General features: G+C 71.1%; 17 protein-coding genes and 5 pseudogenes. 12 read left to right on the forward strand and 10 right to left on the reverse strand.

Annotated features, from left to right (window positions below; genetic code table 11):
* Positions 1-74 precede the first annotated feature (74 nt).
* From ACEXOX_RS04750 to egtD, 5 genes and pseudogenes are all read left to right on the forward strand, one after another.
* Complete coding sequence (locus ACEXOX_RS04750) at positions 75-1,589, forward strand: carboxylesterase/lipase family protein (protein WP_406519225.1); 1,515 nt, start codon at positions 75-77, stop codon at positions 1,587-1,589.
* Positions 1,590-1,889: 300 nt separating this feature from the next.
* Positions 1,890-3,238: pseudogene (egtA, locus tag ACEXOX_RS04755) on the forward strand (ergothioneine biosynthesis glutamate--cysteine ligase EgtA).
* Positions 3,235-4,550 (forward strand): annotated as a pseudogene (gene egtB / locus ACEXOX_RS04760) (ergothioneine biosynthesis protein EgtB). The pseudogenes egtA and egtB overlap by 4 nt, the downstream one beginning before the upstream one ends.
* 112 nt (positions 4,551-4,662) lie before the next feature.
* Positions 4,663-5,416: pseudogene (gene egtC / locus ACEXOX_RS04765) on the forward strand (ergothioneine biosynthesis protein EgtC).
* Positions 5,413-6,378: an L-histidine N(alpha)-methyltransferase gene (gene egtD / locus ACEXOX_RS04770; RefSeq protein WP_406519226.1), complete on the forward strand. Its 966-nt coding sequence runs from the start codon at positions 5,413-5,415 to the stop codon at positions 6,376-6,378. The pseudogene egtC and the gene egtD overlap by 4 nt, the downstream one beginning before the upstream one ends.
* A 655-nt stretch (positions 6,379-7,033) precedes the next feature.
* On the opposite strand, the gene ACEXOX_RS04775 is transcribed toward egtD, so the two are convergent.
* From ACEXOX_RS04775 to ACEXOX_RS04800, 6 genes are all read right to left on the reverse strand, one after another.
* On the reverse strand, positions 7,034-7,318 hold the full coding sequence (locus tag ACEXOX_RS04775; RefSeq protein WP_406519227.1) for a hypothetical protein: 285 nt from the start codon (positions 7,316-7,318) through the stop codon (positions 7,034-7,036).
* A 51-nt stretch (positions 7,319-7,369) separates the two neighbouring features.
* Positions 7,370-11,650, reverse strand: a complete 4,281-nt coding sequence (locus ACEXOX_RS04780) for a polymorphic toxin-type HINT domain-containing protein (protein WP_406519228.1) — start codon at positions 11,648-11,650, stop codon at positions 7,370-7,372.
* Between the two features lie 162 nt (positions 11,651-11,812).
* On the reverse strand, positions 11,813-12,766 hold the full coding sequence (locus tag ACEXOX_RS04785; RefSeq protein WP_406519229.1) for a hypothetical protein: 954 nt from the start codon (positions 12,764-12,766) through the stop codon (positions 11,813-11,815).
* Between the two features lie 319 nt (positions 12,767-13,085).
* Positions 13,086-13,625 carry an RICIN domain-containing protein gene (locus ACEXOX_RS04790; protein WP_406519230.1) on the reverse strand — a complete coding sequence of 180 codons (540 nt, stop codon included), beginning with the start codon at positions 13,623-13,625 and terminating at the stop codon, positions 13,086-13,088.
* Between the two features lie 64 nt (positions 13,626-13,689).
* The gene (locus tag ACEXOX_RS04795) at positions 13,690-14,238 is read right to left on the reverse strand and encodes an RICIN domain-containing protein (RefSeq protein WP_406519231.1); all 549 of its coding nucleotides are present in this window, start codon (positions 14,236-14,238) and stop codon (positions 13,690-13,692) included.
* A gap of 65 nt (positions 14,239-14,303) precedes the next feature.
* Positions 14,304-15,830, reverse strand: a complete 1,527-nt coding sequence (locus ACEXOX_RS04800; protein WP_406519232.1) for an AbfB domain-containing protein — start codon at positions 15,828-15,830, stop codon at positions 14,304-14,306.
* A gap of 267 nt (positions 15,831-16,097) precedes the next feature.
* On the opposite strand from ACEXOX_RS04800, the gene ACEXOX_RS04805 reads away from it, so the two are divergent.
* Positions 16,098-16,847 carry a transposase family protein gene (locus ACEXOX_RS04805; RefSeq protein ID WP_406518867.1) on the forward strand — a complete coding sequence of 250 codons (750 nt, stop codon included), beginning with the start codon at positions 16,098-16,100 and terminating at the stop codon, positions 16,845-16,847.
* 136 nt (positions 16,848-16,983) lie between these two features.
* Here ACEXOX_RS04805 and ACEXOX_RS04810 read toward each other — a convergent pair whose 3' ends face one another.
* The 4 genes and pseudogenes from ACEXOX_RS04810 to ACEXOX_RS04825 form a co-directional block, all read right to left on the reverse strand.
* Complete coding sequence (locus ACEXOX_RS04810; RefSeq protein WP_406519233.1) at positions 16,984-17,109, reverse strand: hypothetical protein; 126 nt, start codon at positions 17,107-17,109, stop codon at positions 16,984-16,986.
* 11 nt (positions 17,110-17,120) lie between these two features.
* Positions 17,121-17,213: pseudogene (locus ACEXOX_RS04815) on the reverse strand (thioesterase family protein); the annotation flags it as partial.
* A 12-nt stretch (positions 17,214-17,225) separates the two neighbouring features.
* Positions 17,226-17,594 carry an acyl-CoA thioesterase domain-containing protein gene (locus ACEXOX_RS04820; RefSeq protein WP_406526230.1) on the reverse strand — a complete coding sequence of 123 codons (369 nt, stop codon included), beginning with the start codon at positions 17,592-17,594 and terminating at the stop codon, positions 17,226-17,228.
* Between the two features lie 83 nt (positions 17,595-17,677).
* Complete coding sequence (locus ACEXOX_RS04825) at positions 17,678-19,057, reverse strand: hypothetical protein (protein ID WP_406519234.1); 1,380 nt, start codon at positions 19,055-19,057, stop codon at positions 17,678-17,680.
* Between the two features lie 599 nt (positions 19,058-19,656).
* On the opposite strand from ACEXOX_RS04825, the gene ACEXOX_RS04830 reads away from it, so the two are divergent.
* The 6 genes and pseudogenes from ACEXOX_RS04830 (at position 19,657) to ACEXOX_RS04855 (ending at position 25,200) form a co-directional block, all read left to right on the forward strand.
* Positions 19,657-19,941, forward strand: a complete 285-nt coding sequence (locus ACEXOX_RS04830) for a hypothetical protein (protein ID WP_406519235.1) — start codon at positions 19,657-19,659, stop codon at positions 19,939-19,941.
* Positions 19,942-19,950: 9 nt separating this feature from the next.
* A complete protein-coding gene (locus ACEXOX_RS04835) occupies positions 19,951-20,709 on the forward strand; it encodes a DUF4239 domain-containing protein (protein ID WP_406519236.1) in 759 nt (252 codons plus the stop codon).
* A gap of 80 nt (positions 20,710-20,789) precedes the next feature.
* Positions 20,790-21,832: pseudogene (locus tag ACEXOX_RS04840) on the forward strand (phosphotransferase family protein).
* Positions 21,833-21,996: 164 nt separating this feature from the next.
* Complete coding sequence (locus ACEXOX_RS04845) at positions 21,997-22,908, forward strand: phosphatidylinositol-specific phospholipase C domain-containing protein (protein WP_406519237.1); 912 nt, start codon at positions 21,997-21,999, stop codon at positions 22,906-22,908.
* Positions 22,909-22,910: 2 nt separating this feature from the next.
* Positions 22,911-24,056, forward strand: a complete 1,146-nt coding sequence (locus ACEXOX_RS04850; RefSeq protein ID WP_406519238.1) for an alpha/beta hydrolase — start codon at positions 22,911-22,913, stop codon at positions 24,054-24,056.
* A 91-nt stretch (positions 24,057-24,147) separates the two neighbouring features.
* A complete protein-coding gene (locus ACEXOX_RS04855; protein WP_406519239.1) occupies positions 24,148-25,200 on the forward strand; it encodes a trypsin-like serine peptidase in 1,053 nt (350 codons plus the stop codon).
* Positions 25,201-25,210 lie beyond the last annotated feature (10 nt).

A 25,210-nucleotide genomic window follows, 5' to 3' on the forward strand; every position in this document is an offset into this window, starting at 1 on the left:
AGGCCGGAGAGGCCAAAGAAATAGCAGAGGCCGGATAGGCCTGAGAGAACAGCGACCGAAGAGACCCGAGAGTCATGCCTGTGCACCACACCCGCCACCCGGACCCTGTCGTGACCACCGCCCAGGGAGCGGTCCGCGGCCTGCGCCAGGACGGCAGCGCCGTCTTCCTGAACATTCCCTACGCCGCCCCGCCGGTGGGCGCCGGCCGGTTCGCGCCGCCGCGGCCGCACGCGCCCTGGGACGGCGTACGGGACGCCACCACGCCGGGCCCCACCGCGCCGCAGTCCGCGCGCGACCTGGGCAGCCTGGACATGACGCCCTACTTCGGCACCGGCTGGAGCCGCGGGGAGGACTACCTCACCGTCACCGTCCGGACACCGGCGGACGCGGGCGGCGGCCTGCCCGTCATGGTGTTCGTGCACGGCGGCGGGTTCGTCGCCGGATCGACGCGGTCCGCCCTGTACGACGGCGCCGGCTTCGCCCGTGACGGCGTCGTCCTCGTCACCCTGAACTACCGGCTCGGCATCGCGGGCTTCCTGGACCTGTCCGGGGCGCCAGCCAACCGCGGCCTCCTCGACGTGGTCGCCGCGCTGCGCTGGGTACGGGAGAACATCGCCGCCTTCGGCGGTGACCCCGACCGTGTCACCCTCTTCGGCCAGTCGGCCGGGGCCACCGTCGTCGGGGGCGTGCTCGCCGCCCCGGAGGCCGCGGGCCTCGTCCGCCGGGCGATCGTCCAGAGCGGCAGCGGACTGGGGGCCTTCACCACCGGGCAGGCCGCCCGCGTCACCCGGGCGGCCGCCGCCGACCTGGGCGTCGAGCCGCACGCCGACGCCTTCGCCGGCCTCGACGACGAGCGCCTGGTCGAGACCGCCGCCCGGCTCGCGGGCATCTCCCTCCGGACCGCCACCCACCACGACCCGCTGCTCGGCCTCAGCCCGTTCAGCCTGGTCCTGGACACCCAGCCGGCCGCGTCGGTCCTCGCCGGGGCCGCGTCCGGCGTGGACCTGCTCATCGGGACCAACACCGAGGAAGGGAACCTCTATCTGGCTCCGGTGGGCCGGTACGCCACCTCGACCGACGCGGACGTCGACGCGACGGCGGCCGACGCGCATCCGGACCCGGCGCGGCTCGTCGAGACGTACCGGACGACGCGCCCCGGGGCGTCCACCGGGGCGCTGCGGTCCGCCGTCATGGGCGACGCGCTGTTCGGCGCGGGCAGCTGGGCCCTGGCCTCGGCACATGCCGCGCACTCGGGGGCCGCCACCTTCGGGTACGAGTTCGCGTGGCGCTCCGGGGCCCTGGACGGAACGCTGGGCGCCGCCCACGCCGTGGAACTCCCCTTCGTCTTCGACCGCACGGACCTGCCCGGCCTGCGCGGGCCCCACGGCCTGCTCGGCCCCGACGCGCCGCCCGCCGAGCTCGCCGGCCTCGCCGCCCGGATGCACGGCAGCTGGGTCCGGTTCGCCGAGACTGGCAGCCCCGGCTGGAGTCCGTACGACACCGGGCGCCGGACGACGATGCGCATCGGCGCCGAGTGGACGCCGACCGACGACCCGCGCGGCCCGGAACGGCGGGCCTGGGCAGCCTGACCCGACATCCGGCGTGCCTCCGGGCATGCCTCGGCGACCCGCGCGGCTCACCTCCCGCCTTCCCCCAAATTCGCACAAAGAAACGAACCCTCCGTATCGCGCGTCACCGCCGGGAAACCGCAGGCAGACGCGGGTGCACCGGCACCGGGCCCCGGCCGCCCCGGGCCGGTGCCCTCGCGCACCGGCACCGCGGCGACGAGAATGTGCCCTTGAGTGCACCGCCCGCACCCGCTTAGGTGGAGGGCGGCAATTCCGCCGTCGGACGGCAGCCGTCGTCCCGATCAGAGGGAGTTGGAGCCCATGCCCGCACGGCCGGCTGTCACGGAGGCGGAGCTGGAGGCCCACCTGCGTGGCATCTGCTTCAAGACCGGACCACCCCGCCGCATCGGCGTCGAGATCGAGTGGCTCGTCCACGACGCCCGTAACCCCCGATGTCCCGTCGACCCCGTACGACACCGTGAAGCGGCCACCGCACTGCGTGCCCTCCCCCTGCGGTCGGCCCTCACCTTCGAACCCGGCGGACAGCTGGAGCTCAGCTCGCTGCCCGCCACCTCCCTCACCGCGTGCGTCGAAGCCGTCTCGGCCGACCTGGCCCTGGTCCGCCCCGCGATGCGGGAGCTGGGCCTCGGGATGGCGGGGCACGGCCACAACCCCTGGCACCCCCGCGGCGGGTGCTCACCGAACCCCGCTACGACGCCATGGAGGCGTACTTCGACCGCTGGGGCAACGCGGGCCGGTCCATGATGTGCGGCACCGCGTCCGTACAGATCTGCCTGGACGCCGGCCAGGAGGAGCCGGGTCCGCTCGGACTCGGCCGCCGCTGGCGGCTGGCCCACCTGCTGGGCGCGGTCCTGCTCGCCGCCTTCGCCAACTCGCCCGTCAGCGAGGGCTGCCCGACCGGCTACCGCTCCACCCGCCAGGTGGTGTGGTCCCAGATGGACCCGGCCCGCACCCTCGCCCCGCCCGAGGGCCCCGACCCGCGTACCGCCTGGGCCGGTTACGTCCTGGACGCGCCCGTGATGTGCGTCCGCGGCGACGACGGCCCGTGGGACGCGCCCGAGGGGCTGACGTTCCGCGACTGGGTCCGTACGGGTGTGCCGCGTCCGCCGACCGAGGAGGACCTCGACTACCACGTCACCACGCTCTTCCCGCCCGTACGGCCGCGCGGGCACCTGGAACTGCGCATGATCGACGCGCAGCCGGGGGACGGCGGCTGGATCGTGCCGCTGGCCGTCACGGCCGCGCTGTTCGACGACCCGGAGGCCGCCGAGAGCGCCTACCGCGTGGTCAAACCCCTCGCCGAGACGGCCGGCACCCGTCCGGCGCCGCGCAACCCGCTGTGGCGGCACGCCGCCCGGAGCGCGCTGACCGACCCCGAGCTGCGGGCCGCCGCGCTGGCCTGCTTCACCATCGCGCAGGAGGCGCTGCCCCGGCTGGGCGCCCCGGCCGGAGTGAGCGAAGCGGTCGCCCGCTTCACCGAACGCTACGTGGCACAGGGCCGCTGCCCGGCGGACGACCTGCTGGACGGGGCGTACGCGGAGGAGCCCGCTCCGGCGGCGAAGCCTCCCTGGCCGGTCGCCACCGCGCCGCCGCCGGAGCCTGCCATCGCGTACGAGGACGAGCTCACCCCCGGGAAGGACAGTCTGTGACCCACGATCCCGAGTCGCTCCGGGAACGCGCGGCGCGCGCCCTGCTCGCCGCGCGCGACCGCACCCGCGCGCTGACCACCTGTGTCGACGACCACGACCTCACCGCCCAGCACTCCCCGCTGATGTCGCCGCTGGTCTGGGACCTGGCGCACATCGGCAACCAGGAGGAGCAGTGGCTGCTGCGCGCGGTCGGCAAGCGGGACGCGCTGCGCCCCGACATCGACTCCGTGTACGACGCCTTCGAGCACCCGCGGGCCGAACGCCCGTCCCTGCCCCTGCTGCCGCCCGCCGAGGCACACGGCTACGTGGCGGACGTACGCAGCCGGGTCCTGGACGTGCTGGAGAGCAGCCCGCTGCGCGGCGCACCGCTGCTCGACTCCGGCTTCGCCTTCGGCATGATCGCCCAGCACGAGCAGCAGCACGACGAGACCATGCTCATCACCCACCAGCTGCGGCGCGGCCCGGCCGCGCTGACGGCCCCCGAGCCCCCGCGGACCGCCGACGGCCCCCTGCCCGCCGAGGTGCTGGTGCCCGCCGGCCCGTTCACGATGGGCACCTCCACCGAACCGTGGGCCCTGGACAACGAACGCCCCGCACACCGGCGTCTCCTGCCGGCCTTCCTGATCGACACCACACCGGTGAGCAACGGCGCGTACCTCGACTTCATCGAGGACGGCGGCTACGACGCACCGCGCTGGTGGTCCGCCGAGGGCTGGGACCAGGTACGCGAACACCGCCTGCGCGCCCCGCTGTTCTGGCGCGACGAAGGCGGCCAGTGGCTGCGGCGACGCTTCGGTGTCACCGAGCCGGTGCCGCCGGACGAACCGGTTCTGCACGTGAGCTGGTACGAGGCCGACGCGTACGCGCGGTGGGCGGGCCGGCGGCTGCCCACGGAGGAGGAGTGGGAGAAGGCCGCCCGGCACGACCCGGCGAGCGGCCGCTCCCGCCGCTACCCCTGGGGCGACGAGGACCCCGGCCCCGCCCACGCCAACCTGGGCCAGCGGCACCTGCGCCCCGCTCCGGTCGGCAGCTACCCGGACGGCGCATCCCCCTCGGCATACGCCAGCTCATCGGCGACGTCTGGGAGTGGACGTCGAGCGACTTCCTCCCGTACCCCGGCTTCGCCGCCTTCCCCTACCGCGAGTACTCGGAGGTGTTCTTCGGCGGGCCGTACAAGGTGCTGCGCGGCGGTTCGTTCGCCGTCGACCCGGTGGCCTGCCGGGGCACCTTCCGCAACTGGGACCTGCCGGTACGGCGCCAGATCTTCGCCGGCTTCCGTACCGCGCGCGACGCGGATGCGGCGGGCGCATGAGGGCCCCGATTCCGCCGGAGTGCCCGCCGGCTCAGAGCGCCGGGCCCTGGAGCCCGGCGCCGTACACCGCCCACGACACCGAGCCCGGTCCCGGCCCCTGGAGGCGACCCTGATGTGCCGCCACCTCGCCTACCTCGGCCCGGAGGTCCCCCTGGGCTCCCTCATCACCGCCCCCTCCCACGGCCTGTACCGCCAGTCCTGGCAGCCACGCCACCAGATCCACGGCACGGTCAACGCGGACGGCTTCGGCGTCGGCTGGTACGCGCCCGGCGACCCGGTACCCGCCCGGTACCGCAAAGGCGGGCCCATCTGGGCCGACACCGGAGTCCTGGACCTGCTGCGGGTGGTGCGCACCACCGCACTGCTCGCCGCCGTCCGGGACGCCACCTTCGCCGGCGCGGACGCCGAGGCGGCCGCCGCGCCGTTCGCCGACGGACCGTGGCTTTTCAGCCACAACGGCGCCGTACCGGGCTGGCCCGGCTCCCTGGCCGACCTGGCCGCCGGACTTCCCCGGACCGGCTCCTCTCGCTCCCGGCCCGCTGCGACTCGGCCTTCCTCTGGGCGCTGGTGCACCACCGGCTCAGCGTCGGCATGGACCCCGCCGAGGCGCTGGCCGACACCGTCACGGCGGTGTCCGCCGCCGCCCCCGGCGCCCGGCTGAACCTGCTCCTCACCGACGGCGCCACCATCGCCGCGACCGCCTGGGGCGACTCCCTCTTCTACCTCGCCGAGCCCGGACGCAGCACCACCGTCGCCTCCGAGCCGTACGACGCCTCCCCCACTGGACCGAGGTCCCGCCGTACACCCTGCTCGCGGCCACGCCCACCGACGTCCTCCTCACCCCGCTCAAGGAGCCCGCCGCGTGAGTTCTCTCACCGTCACCCGCACCCTGCCCGCCGACGCCACCACCGCCGCGCTCCGCGCCGACGTCGCCCACGGGCTGACCCGCAGCCCCAAACAGCTCCCGCCCAAGTGGTTCTACGACGCCCGCGGCAGCGAACTCTTCGACGTGATCACCACGTTGCCGGACTACTACCCCACCCGCGCCGAACGCGAAATCCTGATCAACCACTCCACCGACATCGCCACGGCCACCGGCGCCCGCACCCTCGTCGAACTCGGCTCCGGCTCCTCCGACAAAACCCGCCACCTCATCGCGGCCCTGACCGGCCTCCACACCTACGTCCCGGTCGACGTCAGCGAATCCGCACTCACCTCCGCCGCCGAAACCCTCCTCACCCTCCACCCGTCCCTCACCGTCCACGCCCTGGTGGCCGACTTCCAACAGGGCTTCGCCCTCCCCGGCACCCCCGGCCCCCGCCTCCTCGCCTTCCTGGGCGGCACCATCGGCAACCTCCTCCCGGAAGAACGCACCACCTTCCTCCGCGCCACCCACGCCCTCCTCTCCCCCGGCGACGCCCTCCTCCTGGGCACCGACCTGGTCAAGCCCGAACCCACCCTCGTAGCCGCTTACGACGACTCCCGCGGCATCACCGCCGAGTTCAACAAGAACGTCCTCCACGTCATCAACCGAGAACTGGAGGCCGACTTCGACCCGGCCGACTTCCAGCACGTGGCGCTGTGGAACGCCCAACACGAGTGGATCGAGATGCGGCTGCGGGCGACGAAGGAACTGACGGCGAAGATCCCGGCACTGGACCTGGCCATTCCCTTCGCGGAAGGCGAGGAGATCAGGACGGAAATCTCGGCGAAGTTCCGCGAGGAAGGCGTACGGGACGAACTGAAGGCCGCCGGGTTCGAGATGAGCCGGTGGTGGACGGACACGGAGGGACGGTTCGGGGTTTCGCTGGCTGTGCGGGGCGGCTGAAACGAAGGGGGCGGGCCCGGACGGCGGCGATCCGCCCCATCGGCGGCTAACTTCTTCGAGCCCCGCTGAGAAGACCTCGGCCAGATCACCGCTGCCAACCGCCGTCCTCTTCAACGCACCATTACGGGCAAGCTCACCACGCCTTCCAAGGCCCGCACCCTCGAAGGCCCCACGTCCCTCCGCGCTCGCTACTAGCAGTCGTCGAAGCGCCGCTACGAAGGACAGGGCAGCAGCGCGAGCGTGCGGCCGCAGCTTGACCACAGAGCAAGCATCTGTTCACCACTATGCAAGACAGAGGACTTATCTCGACCGACCCCACCGCACCTTCAACACGCTCTTCGCGAGGTTGGCCTCCACCACCCACCTCATGATCTTGCCATTTCACCTGAAGTCCGGCTTCCGGGTCAGGGCGTCGAACTCGTCGCGGTTAAGGAATTTATCCGCCGCCATCTATGCACGCGTTCCGACTCACGCCAAGACACCCACACTGTAAACAACACCCCGAACCGGTTCGACGACGTCTCGACGCCCCGCCCGCCTCAGCAGTCTTCCGCTGACGTTGCCGTCGCACACTTCAGAAGCCCCACCGGAATGCTTCCGGTGGGGCTTCTGCGTTCCACGACTCGCATACCGTCATGAATCGGTTTTGGGGACCTCAGCCAGTAGGCCGGTTTGCGAAGTCCTCAAGGAGATCAAGCATGAACTCGATCAACCCTCCCTCCAAATCGCGCGGGATTCGATCGATGGAAATCTGACCGTCAATCATTCCGGGCACTTGAGCCGAGGCAAGTACGTAAGCCCAGTGGCGAGAGGTGTGCCCGCCAATGATCCGCCCACACACCCATTCCTGGAATCCATCCAATGGATTACTGTCATGGGCCACATTGAAACCTTCGACGAATGCAACCGCGGTTGAGAACCGATCATCCAGCAGATACATCCGACGTCGATTTCTCAGGTGGAAGCAGAGTTCCCGAATTTCCATCCCTTATCACAGATCCGATCGCTTATCGAGTTTGATGTATTCCCAGTACTCCCACTGACGGCGATAGGCGTCTAGCTCCATGCCCTCTGCTCCGGTGAAAGCGTCATACGCTTTACCATCCTTGACCACTACGAAGTGTTTGTGCCAGGTGCCATGAGGGTCACGCTTGGACGGCCCGAGTTTCGCCCCGTAAGAATCCCTCATCTCGAATACATCGCCGCCGATTATATCCTTGATCTTCTTCGCGCACTCTTTGCAGTTATCCATGGTTGCAATAGGCCAACCATGCGCATCGAGTTCGCAAGCGAACGAATTGTGCACCAGGACCGGCGTCTCACCCGCCAGTGCGTAATACGTGTGGATGCCCGCCACGGAAAGGTTGTACACCTTCCGCACCTCAGTCCAGGCACGGTGGCCGACAACTTCACGCAGGTCGCCGCTAGAGGTGCGGAGCATATCACCCGTCTTGAGGTCCTTGGCGTCCACCCACTGCCCTCGGTTGGCGACCCAGAATGGGTGGCCGTCGGTGGCCCTGAGCGTTCCCGTGGCGCCTCCGGCTACAGCATCGCTATCGACGGTGACTTCTACCAGGTTCTTCTCCCCGTCACCGATGATCACATCGGTGACTGCTCGCGCCTCAGTCCGGCCAGCTGTCGGGTCAGTGGCCAGGACCTGCTGGCCGACCTGGACGTCCTTGATCTGCTTACGCGAACCGTCAGCCATGACCACCAAGGTTTCCGGCGTGAAACTGTTCTTTTTCTCATCCGTGAAACAGGGCGACCCGGCGAGCTTCTCGATTATCTCCTTGCTCTTGCGAATCAGCTTCTTCGCCTTGTCGGACTTCTCAATGAATGTGCCGATGCCCGTAACTGTCCGGTAGATGGCCTTGGCGATCGCCGGGGCTTCCTTGATGGCCTGGAAGGCCTTGCCCCAAGGGAGCGCGCCGATGAGGGTCCAGACGCAAGCCTCGATGTCCCCCTTGGTGAAACACGCCTTGACGTCGTCAAGGCCAAGAAGAGAGACCAGGATTTCGGCGCCGTGTTCCTTGAGGAAGCCGAGGAACCCCTTGTCGTCGAGTTCACGGGCCGCCGCGAGCATTTCGGGCGTGATGCCGGCGGCCTGGAGAGCTGCTTCCTCGCCTGCACTGAGCTTCGGGGCGTCGCCCTTGCCGCTCTCCTCCTTCAGCGACTCCTCGCGCCGCTTCCGCTCCTGCTCCCGCTCGTAAGTCTCCGCCTTCTCGGCGGATTCCTTCGCTTCCTGGGCGTACTTGTTGGCGTTCTTCGCGAAGGCCTCGGCCGATTTGGCGTGCTGTTCGGCGGAGTCGGCGAGCTTGCTTGCGGCGGCTGCGTCGTTTTCGGCCTGGGTAGCGGCGCTCTGGGCGACCGCGGCCTCGTGTTCGGCCTTGGAAGCGGCGGCGGCAGCGGCGTTGGCGTGCTGCGTGGCCTCGGCGGCGGCGCCGCGGGCGCGGGATGCTTCGGCCTCGGCCGCGTTGGCCGCCTGGCGGGCTGCCTTGGCGTCAGCGTAGGCCTGGTTGGCGGCCTGGCGGGCGGCCCTGGCGTCGGCCTGGGCCTGGGCGTCGGCCTTGTTGGCGCTGGCTGCTGCGGCACGGGCCTTGGCGCCGTCGTCGGCCGCCTGGGCGGCGGACTTCATGGCGTTGGCGGACGAACGTGCTGCATTCGCTGCGGAGTTCGCGGCGTCGGCGGCGGCCTTGAAGGCGGGTGCCACCTGGGCGTTGGCCCGCTTGGCGGCGTCCTCGGCATCCTTGGCGGCCTTGAGGGCCTCGGTGGCCTTGGCCTCGGCGGATTCGACCTGTTCCTGGCCGGTCTCCAGGGCGGCCTTGGCCACCTGCGTGGCGAAGTCCGCCTCGACGTCCGAGCCGGTGAAGGGCGCGGTCATCTCGATGGCGGTGTTGGCCGGGTCGGCGATGCCGGCCGCCGTGCCGCGGGCGGCCACCGATGCCTGGACCGCGGTGGTGGCCTGGAGTCGGGCCATCGCGGCCTCGCGGACCGCGCCTTCGGCTTCTTCCTTGGTGCGGTTGGCCGCGTTGAGGGCGTTCTTGGCCTCTCGCATGGCCAGGTCCGCCAGGCGGGCGGACTCGTGGGCGGCGATGCCCGCGCGGGCCTCCTGGGCGGTGGCCTCGGCGGCCTGGGCGTTGGCGCGCTGCGCCGCGGCGTGCGTGGCGGCGGCTTCGGACTCGGCCTTGTTGGCCGCGGCGTTGGCGGCAGCGGCAGCGGCTTCGGCCTTGTTGGCGGCGGCGTCGGCCTTGGCGGCGTGCGCGGTGGCCTCGGCCGCAGCGGCGCGGGCCCGGGCGGCGTGCCCAGCGGCTTCGGTAGCGGCGGCGCGGGAGCGTACGGCCGCACCGCTGGCGCCGTCGGCGGCGCTGCGTGCCTGACCGGCCGCCGCTCCGGCGGCGTTGGCGTCCTGGCGGGCGCCGTCCGCCGCGGCCCGGGCTTCGGCAGCGTTGAGGGTGCCGCGACCGGAGGCGGCGATCGCCTCGGTGGCCTTGGCCTTGGCCTCCGCGGCCCGGTGGTTCTGCTCGGCCTGGAAGGCCTTGTCCCGGGCCTCGTGAGCCGCCCGCTCGTCACCACGGGCGCGCTCGTCCGCCTTGGCGGCGATACCTTCCTTCTCCTCGGCGCTCGCGCGCGCCGAGGCGGCGGTGGCGGCGGCCGACTGGGCCTGGGCCCGCAGGGCGGAGGCGGTACGGGCCTCGGCCTCCGCGCGCGCCCGTGCCGCAGCCGCGGCGTCGCGTTCGCGCTCAGCACGGGCGCGGGCCTCGGCGGCCAGCTTGCGCTCGCGTTCGGCGATCTGGCGCTGCTCGGCGGCGATCTTTGCCTGCCGCTCGGCTTCGAGGCGGGCCGCGCGGGTCTTCTTGGCGTGCTCCCACGCCTCCGCTTCAGCCTTCTCCGCCTCGATACGGGCCGTCTTGGCCCGGGCGGCGGCGTCGGCCGCGATCTTGGCCTGCTTCTCGGCGGCCGCGGCCATCGTGGCCGCCGCCTTGGCGTGCTGCTCGGCGTTGGCGCGCCACTGCTTGGCCTGCTGCTCGTGCGCCTCGGCCGCGTTCTTGGAGTTGAGCGCCGCGGCGTCGGCGGCCGTGGCGTCCACGGCGTGCTGGGCGGTCTCGCTGGCCTTGACCGCCGCTTCCGCGGCGGCCGCGAGGCCGGAGGCAACCTCGGACCACTCCGTGCCGTGGGTTAGCCCGGTGTCCACCAGCACTTCGGCCTGGATCTTGGCCTGGGCGGCCGCGACCTGGGCGGCCTTGGCCGCCTTGGTGGCGTACTCCACCTGGCGGGCCGCCTCGGCCTTGACCTCGTCGTAGGAGGACAGGCGCTTGCCAGCCCGGTCGGCCGAGAGCATCCGGTCGGCTTCACGCGCGGCCGTGGCGGCCGACGTCATGGCGTTGGACGCGTCCTTGAGAGCCTTGACGGCTTCCCCGTGATGGCCGATCAGCTTGGTACGGGCCTCGGCCGCACGCTTGGTCTTCTCGGCCAGTTCAGCCAGCTTGTCAGCGGCCTCCTGGGCTTCCTTCAGAGCCTTTTCCTGGGCCGCCTGGTCATCGGCGTCCTTCTGGGCGGCGACCAGGTAGCCCTTTTCCAAGAATTCCGTGATGGCCGCGTCGTCACCGGCGGCAAGCGCGGCCTTTGCGGCCGCCTGCACATGGGGGCCGCCGACCGTGGCGAGCATCTCCACACGCTTGCGGAGTTCGGCCGCGCGCTCCTTGGCGGTCTTCTCGTCCTTGGCGTCCTGATCCCGTGCGATCTGCGCGCCGAAAGCCAGGAAATCCGCGCGGTCCTTGGCAGTGGCCTTGGACCCCAGAACACGCTCGACCTCGGCGTTGAAGTGCGGCCCGCCGGTGCCGCGCATCGCCTCGATCTTTTTGCGGTTCTCGTCGTCGTTGTTTTCCTTCTTTTCCTTGGCCCGCTTGCGGGCCTCGGCCTCGCCGTGTTCCAGGAACTCCCGGATGGCGTTCGGGTCGTCGCTCTCCAGGGCCTTCTTGGCAGCCTCGCGGACTTCTTCTTCAGGGTCACCGTCCGCGTAGTCCTCGACCAGCATCCGGTCACGGTCCGCGCTGAGCCGTTCCAGCGTGGACTGGGCGGGCGCCTTCGTCGTGGCGCCGGGCTTGGGCAGCGACGCGGCGGCCGCGTCGAGCGTCGCCATCGCCTGGGCGAACGACGATGCCTGGGCGGGCTTGGCGGGCATGGCGGCGACGGCTTCGGTCGCCGTCGTGCCCAGCACCGCCATGGCAACCACCGCGGAAACGGCTTTGCTCATGGTTCCGGTCACGCCCATGCGTGACCGTCCGGCCCGGGGCCGGAATCTGGCTATCAAGGGAAGAACCCCTTAGTCAATGGATACAGAAATGGGCCCGGCCCTGCCCGGACACACGAAGCGTTCGAGCAGGGCAGGTACGAGAGCGGCAGGAATTACGGCGTGGGGTGGGCGAGAGGACGGTCAGCCCTTGACCCGGGTCTCGCCTTCCATGGCCCGGTCGAACATGTTCTGCCAGAAGGCGGCCGATTCGACGGCGTCCGCCTGCTCCTTGGCCCACGCGTCGCGCGTGGCCTCGGCCGGTTCCACGATGTTCTTCCAGATGTCGTCGGCGGAAGACTTGGCGCGTTCGGCGATGGCCCGCCAGTTTTCCGACTGGGTCTCGGCGGTGGCCTGCTCGGCCAGCCACGCCTTGCGTGCGGCGTCGGCGTGCCCGGCCACCGCCTGCCAGGCCCGCTCGGCCTCCGCCCTGGCCTGTGCCGCGTCGGCGGCACCCTTGACGGCCTCCTCGGCCACCGCGGCCTTCTGGATCAGACGGGTCAGTGTGTGATGGCGCAGCGTTTCCGAGTCCGCGATGTGCAGCCGGTGGCTCTCCAGGTCCAGCGTGGCGCCGGACGCCCAGCCGTAACCGTAGAACTCCGCGACATCGTCGTCCGGGGCACCCGGCCGCAGTGCCCACTGCGCCGCCGTCCGCACCTGCTCGCCCGGGTCCTTCTCGGCGAGAAGGCGCACGAACTCGCGCTCAGCGGCGGCCACCTTCTGCTGGTGCTGGGTATCGGCATCCCGCTTGGCACGGTCGCGCTTCTGGGCCTCGGCGTAGCCCGTGCGGACGAACTTCTCCTGGTCGGCGAAGCTGCCCTTCAGCGCCTGCTCGGCGGCGGCCCGCACCTCGGGGGAGTAGCTCGCGGGGTGCGTACGGATGACCCGTTCGATGAATGCCTTGTTGCGAGCCCTGTTGCTGCGGGCCCGGATGCGGGCGGTCTCGAAGCCGCCGCCGGGAGCCAGCCACTTCTCGATCGCCTCCGGGTCCGCGTTCCGCAGGGCGTTCCAGGCCGACATGCGGACATCCGCGTACGGATTCGTCATCGCGAGGCGACGTACTTCCTTGCGGGCGTTCTCGGCTGCCTCGGCGGCCATGAGCGCAGCCGCGTCGGGATCCTGAGCGGAGGTCCCGCTGTACGCGGCCGGGACGCCCCCGGAGCGTCGGCCCACGCCGGAGCTGTTCCCGCGACGGCGCTCGCGCCGGCCAGCACGCTGCATGCCAGCGCCTGGGCGATCCACCACTGACGTCTCACTCAAGTCCCCTCGGAGAAAGATTCCGGCAGGCAGCACGGCACGGCTGCGACCGGTTACGCGAAAGAGTGCACGTGAGGACAGTGCCGCCACCGTCGAGCGGGTGCGGCACCGTCTCCTCACGGCGTTGTCCGCCGTGCCTCGAACGGCACGGCTCAGTCGGTCACTTGACCGGCTGGATGCGCCACTGCTGGGCGGCGCCCTGGTTGCACTTCCACTGCCAGATCGCGGCACCGTCGGTGTCCTGGGCGTGGCCGATGTCCAGGCACTGGTCACCGATGTGGTTGGGGCGGATCTCGTACAGCTTGTTGATCGGGTCCAGGAGACCGAACGTCCAGCGCTGCTGCTTGCCGCCGTTGCAGGGCCACTGCCAGACCTCGGCGCCGGACTGGGTCTGCGACCGGCGCACCTCCAGGCACCGTCCGCTGACCATGTTGCGCAGCTCGAAGGTGGACTCCGCGGCGGGCACGACGCGCCACTTCTGGGCGTCGGCACCGTTGCAGGAGAGCTGCTGCACCTTCATCTGGTCTCCCGCCGTGTAAGGCGAGGCGTCCAGGCATTTGCCGGTGGCGGCGAGCTGGAACTGGACGGTCTCCGCGACCGGGGCGGGAGCGGTGCCCGTCGCGTGGGCGGTCGTCGTGCCGCCGGCCAGCGCGGCGACCATGCCGGCCGTGGCCAGCGCGGCTCGGGTGATCCGTGCCATCGTGTGGTTCTCTTTCTTCACAGAGTTGTCGTCACTCAGGGGAATGCAGTCGGCAGGCGACACGTCAGGCGGGCACCGGCAGGATGCGCCAGCGCTGGTTGTCGCCACCGTGGCAGGTCCACTGCTCAACGTTGGCGCCGTCGGCCATGTTGCTGTGGTTGACCTCCAGGCAGAGGTTCGGGGCGTGCTCGGGGCGCACCTCGAACTGTTCCTTGGCGACCTCGACCAGGCGGAACCGCCAGCGCTGGTGGTCGCCCTCGCCGCACCACCACTGCCAGACGTTGCTGCCCGCCGCCGTACCGGCGCCGCGCACTTCGAGGCACTTGCCACTGTGCTTGGCCCGTACCTCGAAGGTTCCGTCACCGGCGGGGGTGAGCTCGAAAGCCTGGTGGTCGAGGCCGTCGACGCAGGTCGACTGTTCGGCGTTGGCGCCGTTGCGGAAGCTGCCGCCTGCGATGGTGAGGCACTTGCCGCTGTGTGCGGCCTGAAATTTCACCACGGCCGGCGCGGAGGCGGCGGACATGGCCGGGTCGGCGTGAGCGGTGGTCGCACCGCTGACGAGCGCGGTGAGACCGGCGGCGGTGGCCAGTGCGGCTCGGATGGGCCGAGACATCGTGTGTTCCGTTCTTCTTCGCAAAATGATGACGTCGCAGACGTCGAAGGGGCCAGGCGGGCCGGTCAGCCGGCGAGCGGGGTGGAGATGTTCCAGGTCGTGTCCAGCTCGAAGTCCTTGGCCGTGTCGTAGGCACGCTTGCCGTTCCTGACGGCCGCGTAGAGGTCACCCTTGTACTGCCGCAGCCAGTGCCCCGCCTTGGCCTTGGACTCGAAGGTCGTGCCGGCTTCGGAGAAGTGCGCACACCAGGTGGCGCCCTTGCGGAAGTCCCCGCTGAGATCGTCCGGGGCGATCTTGGCCCGGGAGTCCTTCAACGACAGGTAGAAACCAGGCTTGCGCACGGACTCGAAGGAGTAGCAGTTGGGCTCGGCGGCCAGCGAGTCCCTGACGATCCAGGTGGCGTCCTCGCGGTCGGACTCCTTGCCCTTGGCGCCGACCGGAGTCAGGAAGGTGTCGCCGCCGTCGACGCTGGACTGGCGGATGTACCAGCCATTCAGCTTCGAGTTCGAGGCCTGGAAGGACTGCCGCAGGGCTCGGTACTGGCCTTCTCGGAGGAACAGGGAGACGTCCTCAGGGGTGCCCCGGAGGGCCTTCTCCGCCGCGGCGACCAGGTTGGGGCGCACGCGAGTCTTGGCCGCCTGTGCCTGGATGGCGAGGGCCTGCCGGCGCTTCGATTCGGCGATCTTCTTCGCTTCGATCTCGCCGTCACGCTTGTAGGCCTGATCGGCACCGGTGTGGATGAACGTCCGCCAGTCCGCGGCGACGGAGCTGTTCAGCGCCTTCTGGGCCGCGGCGAACAGTTCGGTGCCCTGGGACGCGGCCGGAGTCCGGTGGATCAGTTCGCGAATGAAGTTGTCGTCGCTGAGGTTCAGCATGGCATCGGAGGCCTCGATCCTGATGCCGAACAGGGACCCGGCGAGGCGGCGGGCATCCGCCTCCACGCGGCGCTGGGCCTCCTCATGGTTCTTCTGCTCCAGTTCCTTGCGCTCGTTCTCCATGTCGCGGCTGTGGGCCGCACGAGCACCGTTGGTGATGAACTCGCGCCAGACAGCCGGGTCCTTCTCCCCCAGAGCCTGGGAGGCGGCCTTCTTGACCTCCGGTGTGGTGGCCTCGTGCTTCATGATCGCGCGGATGAAGTTGTCGTCGCTGAGCCCCAGCAGGTCGGGGCTGGCCGGAATGCCGACCGCGATCAGCGCCTGAGACTTGAGTGCGCGCACCTTGCGCTCTTCGACCGCCTCCTCCGTGTGCCGCTGCACGTCGACGTCGTGCGCGGCGACGATGCCGGAGATGATGAACTTGACGTGGTCGTCGGCGGAGGTGCTGGCTATGGCCTCCTCGGCGGCCTGGCGCACCGCCTCCCACTTCCCGCCGGAGTTCTTGGCCTTCTCCCACAGCACGACGATGAAGTCACGGTCACTCATCGCGTACTGTTCCGGGGTCGGCTCGTAGTCGACCTTCAAGCCCGCAGCGATGCGGTCATCAGGGCTGGTGCGGACGACATCCGCCGCTGCGCCCACCGCCCCCGAAGGAGCCGCGAAGGCGCCGGCCGGAGCGGCGACACCGGTGACGGCCGCGAGAGCCGTGGCGGTCACGATCCCACGGGTGACGAGCCGCCGCGCACGGGCGGAACCGGTGCGCACGGGACCTTCGTTGTTCTTATCCATTTTTGTCCTCAGGAACCCCTCTAGCCCCCCGTACGGGCGACCTGGATGTGTACACGACGAACGCCAGAGAAGTCTTAATGAGCCTTTTCAGTCTGCCCACTGATCGGGTGATGGTGAGGCGGTGCGCAACGCACGAGGCACCCGTGCCGTTGAGGGAGGTGTTCAACGTCTCGACTCAACAGCGCAGGTGCCTCGTTGGTTCCTTATCCTGCCGCACTCGACTTGCCGCACGCCGTGGTCGAGTGGGTCACGATGCTCATCGTCACCCGCGAAGGTGACCGCCGGTGCAAGCTCCCGCCGCACCAGCGTGCCCTGATCGGTCTGGTGTACCTGCGCCGCCACGACACGCTTGCCCAGCTCTCGGCCGGTTTCGGCATCTCCGTCGGGACCGCTCACGCCTACGTCGGCGCCGTCATCACTCTGCTCGCCGTCCGTGCGCCGGGCCTGCTCAAGGTCCTGCGGGAGAGCGATCCCGGCTTCGCCCTGCTCGACGGGACTCTTGTCGAGTGCGACCGCGTCGGCGACGGCCAGGCGGACTACTCGGCCAGGCACCGGCGTCACGGAGTGAACGTGCAGGTGGTCACGGATCCGGCGGGACGGCTGCTGTGGCTCTCGCCCGCTCTGCCGGGCCGAACCCATGACCTCACCGCCGCCCGCACCCACCGGATCATCAGGATCTGCGGACGCCAGGGCGTCCCACTCGTGGCCGACCTCGCCTACCAAGGAGCCGGCCCCTGGCTGACCACGGCGGTCAAACGACGACCCCGCCAAGAGCTCACCCTGACCCAGAAGACCGTCAATCACGCGCTCGCCCGCACAAGAGTCCCGGTCGAGCGTGGTGTCGCCCGGCTGAAGACCTGGAGGATCTTCCGTCACGCCCGCTGCAGCCCGAATCGAATGACGTCAATCGCCAGGGCTGTCCTCACCCTGGAGCGGCAACGCTGAAAAGGCTCAATGTTTCCTAAAAAGGAGTCAAATCAGACTTTCCAAAGTTGTCCGCTTTCGCCGGTTCCAGGAAACCTGCCGCATTTTCCGGCCTCTTCGCACACGTCCGGATCTCCTCGCACACGCTGTGGCCGCATCACCGCCCAGCCACCATCAGCGTCTGCAAAATGCGCCCACAATCCCCCACGCCGTCGAAGAGCTGACCAGCCGCCAGCCCCGACCCCCAGGACTCGCGGCCGTAGCCGACCGTATGCAGAGCCATCCACCGACCGGCTCCCGGTGCAGCGCCAGGGTGATGTCGGTGTTGATGACGAACTGGCGGACGTGGTCGAGCTGGAAGGCGACCGCCCAGTTGCTGTCGGCCAGGGTGAGCGCGCGTCAGCGGCGTGTCCGGTCCGGGGTGTCGAAGCACTTTCCGGGCTCGAAGCGCCATTCCATGGCGGCGATGTAGCCGTACGGCTGCGTTCCGGCCATGGTGTGCGGTGTCTGCGGGCCGGGGAGGGGCGGCGGCTCGGCCTCTGGGCGCAGCTGCGGGGTGTCGGCCGGGCCGGCGGCCATGCGCCAGGCCCGTGCCAGCATCACCGTCTCGCCGTTCGCGGTCAGTTCGCCCTCGACCAGTTCCGTACGTCCGCCGGAACGGACGGTGCGCACCTGGACGTGCAGTTCCGCGACGGGTACGGGGTGCGGTAGGCAGTCATGGAGACTGCCTACCGCTCGTCTGCCGGTCCGGGCAATGTGTCCGTTCAGGAGTTGTGCAGGTACGTGGCCGTGGCGTCCGGCGTCCGGCTACCGCTCTCCGGCTTCCGGCTCCCGCCCTCGGGCTTCCGGCTTCAGCCGACGTATTCGACCTTCACCGGCGCGGTGTTGTTCTCCTGGTCGGGGTCGATCGCCGGGTCCGAGTCGGCGGTGATGCTGCCCTGGGCGCCCGGCACGCGCTTGTCGATGCGGGCCCGCAGATAGGTGTTGCGGTCGAGGGTTCCGAAGCAGTGCACCAGGCCGTTCCCCTGCGCGGCGTATCCGCAGTAGGAGTCTTCGCTCGGGTGGTCCCCCGGCTTGTTCGGCACCAGGCTGACGCCGGCGGGCAGCTTCACCCGCATCAGGCCGCCCTGGAAGTTCCGCGGGTAGGGCACCTGCGTGTCGACCACTTGGCCGATCTTGCCCTTGATGGTGAATCCGACGGCTTGGAGGTCGTTGATCTGGTTCGTGCTGAAGTCCAGGGTGCCGCCGGCCATCTCGGCCTTCCAGTACGCGGTCGGGGTGAAGTCGTCCCCGCTGCCGTCGACGGGGCGCACGCCCAGCGGTCCTCCGGTGCCGCGCGGTGACGAGGCGGGCAGGAGGGTGTTGTCGAGGGGGTCGTGCGCCCGGAGCACGGTGTAGTAGACCTTGCCGTACATCGCCGTCTTGTCGACCACGGCCGTCAACGGCCCGTCGGTCTCGTAGGCCGCCCCGGCGGGCAGCGGGCCGGGCAGCTCGCACAGCGCCTTGGTGGGGGCCACGGCCTTGTCGTAGCGGCAGTTGCTGTACTGCTTGCGCAGCGTCGCTTGCTCCGCCGTCAGCAGGACGAGGAAACCGTCGTCGATCGCGGTGTCCCCCTTGTTGCCGAAGGCGGGCGTCATGCGCAGCTCGGACCCGGGCCGCACCTCGGTCAGCGGCTTGCTCTGCCGGGCGGTCAGGACCGGCGCCCCCATGACGACGTGGGTGGTGTGCCGGACGGTGGGGGCGTTGGCGCTGGTCACGGTGATGTTCATGTCCCCGGCAGGGCCCAGCGCCGCACCCGGCTCCGGCAGCAGGCGGAACGGGGTGAACAGCGCGCCCTGAATGTCCCCCAGCGCGCAGGTCATGACAGAATCCGAGAGCTTGCAGTGGGAGCCCGTGTTCTCCCAGGCGACGCGCACCTTGCCCTTGAGGGCGGCCAGGTCGATGTTCACCTTGACGTTCTTGACCGTCAGCGGCTCACCGTTGGCAGCGCGTCCGGTCGACTTCAGGCTGATCCGGTACTCGGTCGGTCCCTCGTCAGGGGCCGACGCCCGGTACTTCGGTATGTAGTACGTGTTCATGATGTGCTCGGCCTTCAGCTGCGCCCCCGTGGCCTGCCGGCCGCCGGCCGCGGCCACCGGTGTCGCGCCGCCGAACGTCGCCACCGTGCCGAGTGCCGTCAGCAGGGCCGCCGCCCCCGCCCCGGCCAGGCGCTGCCTCCGTGTACGTGCCATAGATCTTTTCATACGCGGTCAGACGTGCCGGGGAGCCGGATGGTTGTAATGATCGCGAAGCCCCCGGTGTCGTGGGGCGGCACGGGGGACGGCGTACGGCCGCATGCGAACACCTCGGCTGTTCTCCCGCAGGCGACCGGGCGATATTCCATTCGTTCGGGGGAATCGCAGCCATTCGGCGGCTGACGGCGGCCGGCGTTGCGCAACATCACGGGCGTGAAGGGATCGCAACGTTTCCGCAGCGCCCAACCTGCACTTTTGATACCGCTGTTGGTGGCTCTCGCCGTGCTGCTCGCGCCGCGCGCCGCGCAGGCCCGGCCGCCCGCCGCCGCGGCGCGGCCCGCCGACGCGTGCGCGACCGCCGGGGGCACGCGCCGGTGCACGGGCCGACCGGCTGGCCGATGCCGCCGGACTGGCACTGGCCCTGCACCACGCCCACTCCGACTCCCACCCCGAGCCCCACCCCCACCGAACCGCCCAGGCCCACACCCACACCGCCGTCGCCCACCCCCACGTACACCCCTCCCCCGAAGCCCCGGCCCACGCCCACGCCTACCCCCACGCCGTCACGCCCGCAGCCCCGGCCGCCCGCTCCCGCCGTGCCCGGGCCGACGCAGGCCGCGCCCCGTCCCACTCCCAGCAAGTCCGCGGCTCCGGTGCCACCGCCACCGTCCAGCAGTCCCGCGTCACCGCGTCCCACCCCGACGCCGAGCCCGTCGGTCGTCCTGCCGCGCGCGTACGTCCCGTCGGCCGGCAAGCAGCACAGCGGCCATTCGGTCGTCACCACGATGCTGCTGATCACCGCGCCCGCCGTGCTGGCGGCCGCCGCGCTGCGCCCCCGTTCGTCCAGCTCGTCCGGTGCGTCCGGGCGCCGTTCCTCGTAGGAGGCCACCTTGTCGGAATGGCTGGTACTGACCATCGCGATGGCCGCCGTCTGCGCCGTCGTCCTGACCATCACGGTCCTCAAACAGCGCCGCATCGGCGAGGACGACGACCCCTCCGAGACGCCCGACGTCATCGAGTACATGACGATGATGGTGGGGGTGGTGTACGCGATCGTCCTGGGCCTCGCGATCGCCGGGGTCTGGGAGGCCCGCGGTGCCGCCGAGGACACCGTACGGACCGAGGCGCAGGCCCTGCACGAGGTGAGCGAGCGGGTACGGGCCTACCCGGAGGCCACCCGGGACCGCGTCCGCGCGGACGTCGACGCCTATGTCTCCCACCTCGTCCACCAGGAGTGGCCGGCCATGGCCGAGCGGGGGCAGGTCACCGACCGGGGCGCCGAACTGCTGGCCAAGGTACGGGCCGACGTGACCGACTACCGGCCGCGCGACGATTACGAGGGGCAGAACTACCAGCCCCTGCTCGACCAGGTCTCCACGGCGGACGACGCCCGCAACGCGCGGGCGGACAGCATCGAGCCGACGCTGCCGCCGGTGGTCTGGTTCGGATTGATCACCGGTGCCGTGATCACCATCGGGCTGATCTTCACCTTGCAGATCCGCAGGTCGGGGCGGGAGTTGCTGATGGCCGCCGTCTTCAGCGCGCTGATCGCCTTCCTGCTCTTCCTGGTGTGGGACTTCGACGCGCCGTTCAGCCGGGGCATCACGACGTCCGCCGAGCCGTTCACGGATCTCTTCCCACGGCTGTGAGGAGGCGGGCAGGGGACGCGGCCCGTGGGCGGGGCGTAAATCCGGCGACGGTGGTGATCACCCCGTGCGACCATGCGCGCATGGCCACAGAACTGCCGTTCACGGACGCCCTGCGGGACCGGCTCGGCCCGGCCCGCCACGCGGTACGGCTGGGCAGCAGCCCGCGTTCCCGGGTGTGGCGGGTCGAACTGGGCGGCGCGCCCGCGGTGGTCAAACAGGCCGTGGAGAGCGCGGACGCCGACGAGCGGTACGCCCGTGAGGTGGCCGCGCTGCGGCTGGCCTCACGGGTGACGCCCCCGGTGGTGCCGCGGCTGCTCGGCACGGACCCCGGCGCGCGCGTCCTGGTGCTGGAGCACGTGGAACACCGGCGGCCGTCGCCGGACTGGGCGGTCGGGTACGCGTCGGCCCTGGCCCGCCTGCACGCGGCCACCGCGTCCGCCCCCACGGACCAGGTGTCCCTGCCCGCCTGGAAGGGCCCGGTACGCGCGGACATCGACGCCTTCCTCGCCCTCGCCGGCCGCCTCGCGGTTCCGGTGCCGGACGGGACCGACGCCGAACTGACGGCCCTGCTAGGGCGGCTCGGCACCGCGCCCGGCCGTGCCCTGCTGCACGGTGACCCGTGCCCCGGCAACGACCTGCACACCCCGGACGGCGTCCGGTTCATCGACTTCGAGCAGTCCGCCCTGGGTAACGGCCTCACCGAACTCGCCTACCTGCGCATGGGTTTCCCGACCTGCTGGTGCGTCACGGACACGCCCGGGCCGCTGCTGCGCGAGGCGGAAGCCGCGTACGGGGAGGCCTGGGAGGCGGTGACCGGCAGCGCGCCGCCCGGTGATCTCGTCGACGCGTGCGCGGGCTGGCTGCTCCGGGGGACGCGCTGGTCCAGCGCGCGCATCGCGGGACCGCCGACCACCTCGCCCGGCTCCCCGAGGAGGACTGGGCGTGGGGCACGGTCACCGCGCGGCAGCGGCTGGCGTACCGGCTCGGTGTCGTCGCCCGGCTCACCGCCGACCGCGACGACCTGCACGGCCTCGGCCGCCTCGCCGGCGCGCTGCGCGAGCGGATGCTCGACTGCTGGCCCGGCCTGACGTCACCGCCCCGCGAGCGCCCCGAGGACGACTGACTGCCGTACGGGGACCGATTGACGGCCGTACGGGCACCAGGTACCGCGGCCTTCTCCGCGCGTTCGCACCGCCGCCTGTTCAGCGTCCGCTTCCTGTGCTTCGATGCTGCCGATCACCTGTTCGCGCAGGGGCGGCAGAGCGGCGGAGAGACCGGGGTGGACGGATGGACCGGCGGGGTTTCCTGAAGGGGACGGCAGCGATGTCGGCCGCAGGCGTGCTGGTGGGGGCCGGGAGCGGGCTGTCCGCCGCGGCACCGGCCGTCGGACGTACGGCCGGGCGGTCGCGGCGCGCCGCCTCCGTACAGGACTGGATGTCGGCCCTCCCGGACAGTACGGCGATGCAGCGGCTCTCCATCCCGGGCACGCACGACTCCGGAGCACGGTACGGCGGCCCCTGGGTCGTCTGCCAGAACACCTCCATCGCGGAGCAGTTGGACAGCGGCATCCGCTTCTTGGACGTACGCTGCCGGGCGATCGACTCGGCCTTCGCGATCCACCACGGCGCGTTCTTCCAGAAGCTGATGTTCGGCGATGTGCTGGTGGCGTGCCGGGCGTTCCTCCAGGCGCATCCGTCGGAGACCGTGCTGATGCGCGTCAAGCAGGAGTACTCCGAGGAGAGCGCGGCGGAGTTCCGGCGGATCTTCGACATCTATCTGGACGGCAAGGGCTGGCGGTCGCTGTTCCGGCTGGACGGCACGCTGCCCTCCCTCGGGCAGGCCCGAGGCAAGGTCGTACTGCTGGGCGACTCCGACGGGATGCCGGGAGTGCGGTACGCCGATCCGCGCGTCTTCGACATCCAGGACGACTACATGGCCGAGCCGCTGCGCAAGTATCCGCTGGTCGAGGGGCAGTTCCGGAAGGCCGCCAGGGAACCCGGCAAGCTGTTCATGAATTACGTGAGCACCGCCGCGCTGCTGCCCCCGCGTTCCAACGCGGACCGGCTCAACCCGCAGGTGAAGAACTTCCTGAACGGCGCGGAGGCGCGCGGGTGGGCGGGACTGGGCATCGTCCCGATGGACTTCCCCAACGAAGCGGGCCTGGCCGAGACGCTGATCCGGCACAACACGGGAGTGTGACCATGCGGCCGCGGCGACTCCCCCGCGTTCGCCGGCCGTGGGGCGCGGGCTCCGCGGGCCTGGTGCTGGCTCTGCTGCTGCCGTTCCTCACGGTCCCGGCGACGGGACAGCCCGCGTACGCTGCGGACGGCCCCGCGAGCGGCCCGGCGCGCGATCAGGCCCGCAACCCGGCCCGCGTCGTCGCCGAGGTGCCGGTCGGCGACCGGATGCTCGACCTCGGGATCTCGTCCCCCACGACCGACGCACCGGTCAAGTGGGTCCGGCTGCTGCTGCCGAAGGGCTGGTCGAAGAACGCCTCCCGTATGTGGCCGGTGCTGTGGCTGCTGCACGGCGGTGGCGGCAACCACAAGGACTGGACCGCCAACACCCATGTCGAGCAGCTGGCCGCCGACCGTGACGTCCTGGTCGTCATGCCGGAGACCAGTGGATGCAGCAGTTACAGCAACTGGTACAACGGCGGGAAGTGGGGCTCCCCGGCCTGGGAGACCTACCTCCTCGACGAGCTGCGCCCGCTGCTGGAACGTGACTACCGGGCCGGGACGACACGCGCCGTCGCCGGTCTGTCGATGGGCGGGCTCGGTGCGCTGAAGTTCACCGCGGCGCGCCCCGGCATGTTCCGTGCCGCCGCCTCGTACAGCGGTGCCGTCCATCCGCTGTACCGGTCGCCCGACGGCGGCTTCTCCGGGCCGGACGCCGTCAAGCTGGGCGCGCTGACCTGCCTCGTCGACTGGAAGCGCGTCTGGGGCGAGCCGGGTTACCCGTTCGATACGAACGACCCGGCCGACCTGCGCCAGCAGTGGCTGTGGAAGCGCAACAGCCCGCTGGAACAGGCGGCCTCGCTGCGCGGCACCCCGCTGTACCTCTCGTACGGGGACGGGACGACCGACGGCGGTCCGGGCTGGTCGTGGGGCGACGGCGACCGTCCGCCCACGCCGTCGCCCGCACGCTGCACCGATCCACCCGTGCACGGGACCCAGGATCCGGTCGAGCGGACCGTGTACGGGATGAACCAGGAGCTGCGCGGGAAGCTGGCCCAGCTGGGCATCCCGGCGACCGTGTGCGCATCCAAGGGCGGGCACGGCTGGCCCTACTGGGAGCGTGAGCTGGTGGCGTCGTTCCCGATGCTGATGCGCGCGCTCGGCGCCTGAGCGGCCGGAGGGTTCCGGCCCTGCGCGGTACGGGAAGATCGCCCCGGAACCGCGTGAGCCGTGTGAGCCGCATGAACCGTATGATCTGCTGGTGAGTACCACCGAGCGCGGCCGATCCGCACGCCCCCCGGCCCCGAACGGGCCGTACCGGCGCCGCCGGACCGCCGCCGCTCTCGGCCTCTGCGCCGCGCTCACCCTGACCTGCGCCGGAACGGCCCTGGCCGTACGGTCGTTCACACACGGCGGGTATCTGGCGTCCGGCGACCCGGCCACGGGCTCGTACGCCGAGGAAGCGGCCGACGGGGACGCGGCCGCCGACACGCTGCTCTCCGGCCCGTACACCGAACACCCCGCCCCGCCCCGCGTCACCACCCGCGCGGCGGCGGGCCGGGCAGCGGAGTCCGCCGTGGCGACGGACCCGGCGCCTGCCGCACCACCTGCGAAGACAGCCGACCTGCCGGTCTCCCGGCCCCTCGAAGCCGCCCCGGCCGCCGTCTCCCCCGCCGTCGGCCCGCTCTTCTCGCCGGGCGGCGACGGCGACGCCGACCACCACTGCACCGCGAGCGTGGTGCACGCCCCGGCGGGCGACCTGCTCGTGACCGCGGCACACTGCGTCTACGACCGCGGTTTCCGTACGAATCTCGTCTTCGCGCCCGGTTACCACGACGGCGTCCTGCCGTACGGCGTGTGGGTGCCGACCCGTATCGACGTCGATCCGCGCTGGGCGGACGACCGCGACGACGCGCACGACGTGGCGTTCGTGCGGGTGCGCCGACCGCACGGCGGCGGGCCCGGCGCACAGCGCGTCGAGGAACTGACCGGCGCCGAGCGGATCCGCTTCGACCCGCCCGCCGGCCTGCCGACCCGGACCGTCGGCTATCCCGACGACCGCGAGACGCCCGTCGGCTGCCAGAACACCACCACCGCGGTCCCCGGCCAGCTGCGCTTCGACTGCGCCGGCTTCCCCAACGGGACCAGCGGCGGGCCGATGCTCACCGGCGTCGACCCGGACACCGGCCTCGGTACGGTGACCGGGGCCGTCGGCGGCCTGGACGAGGGCGGCGACGACGCGACCTCGTACAGCAGTCGGTTCGGCCCGGACACCGCCGCCCTGTACCGGCGCGCCACCGCGGAGCGGGTCTGAGGCGGCGCGC

The sequence above is a fragment of the Streptomyces sp. Ac-502 genome, from assembly GCF_045222935.1.
Classification (GTDB): Bacteria; Actinomycetota; Actinomycetes; order Streptomycetales; family Streptomycetaceae; genus Streptomyces; species Streptomyces monomycini.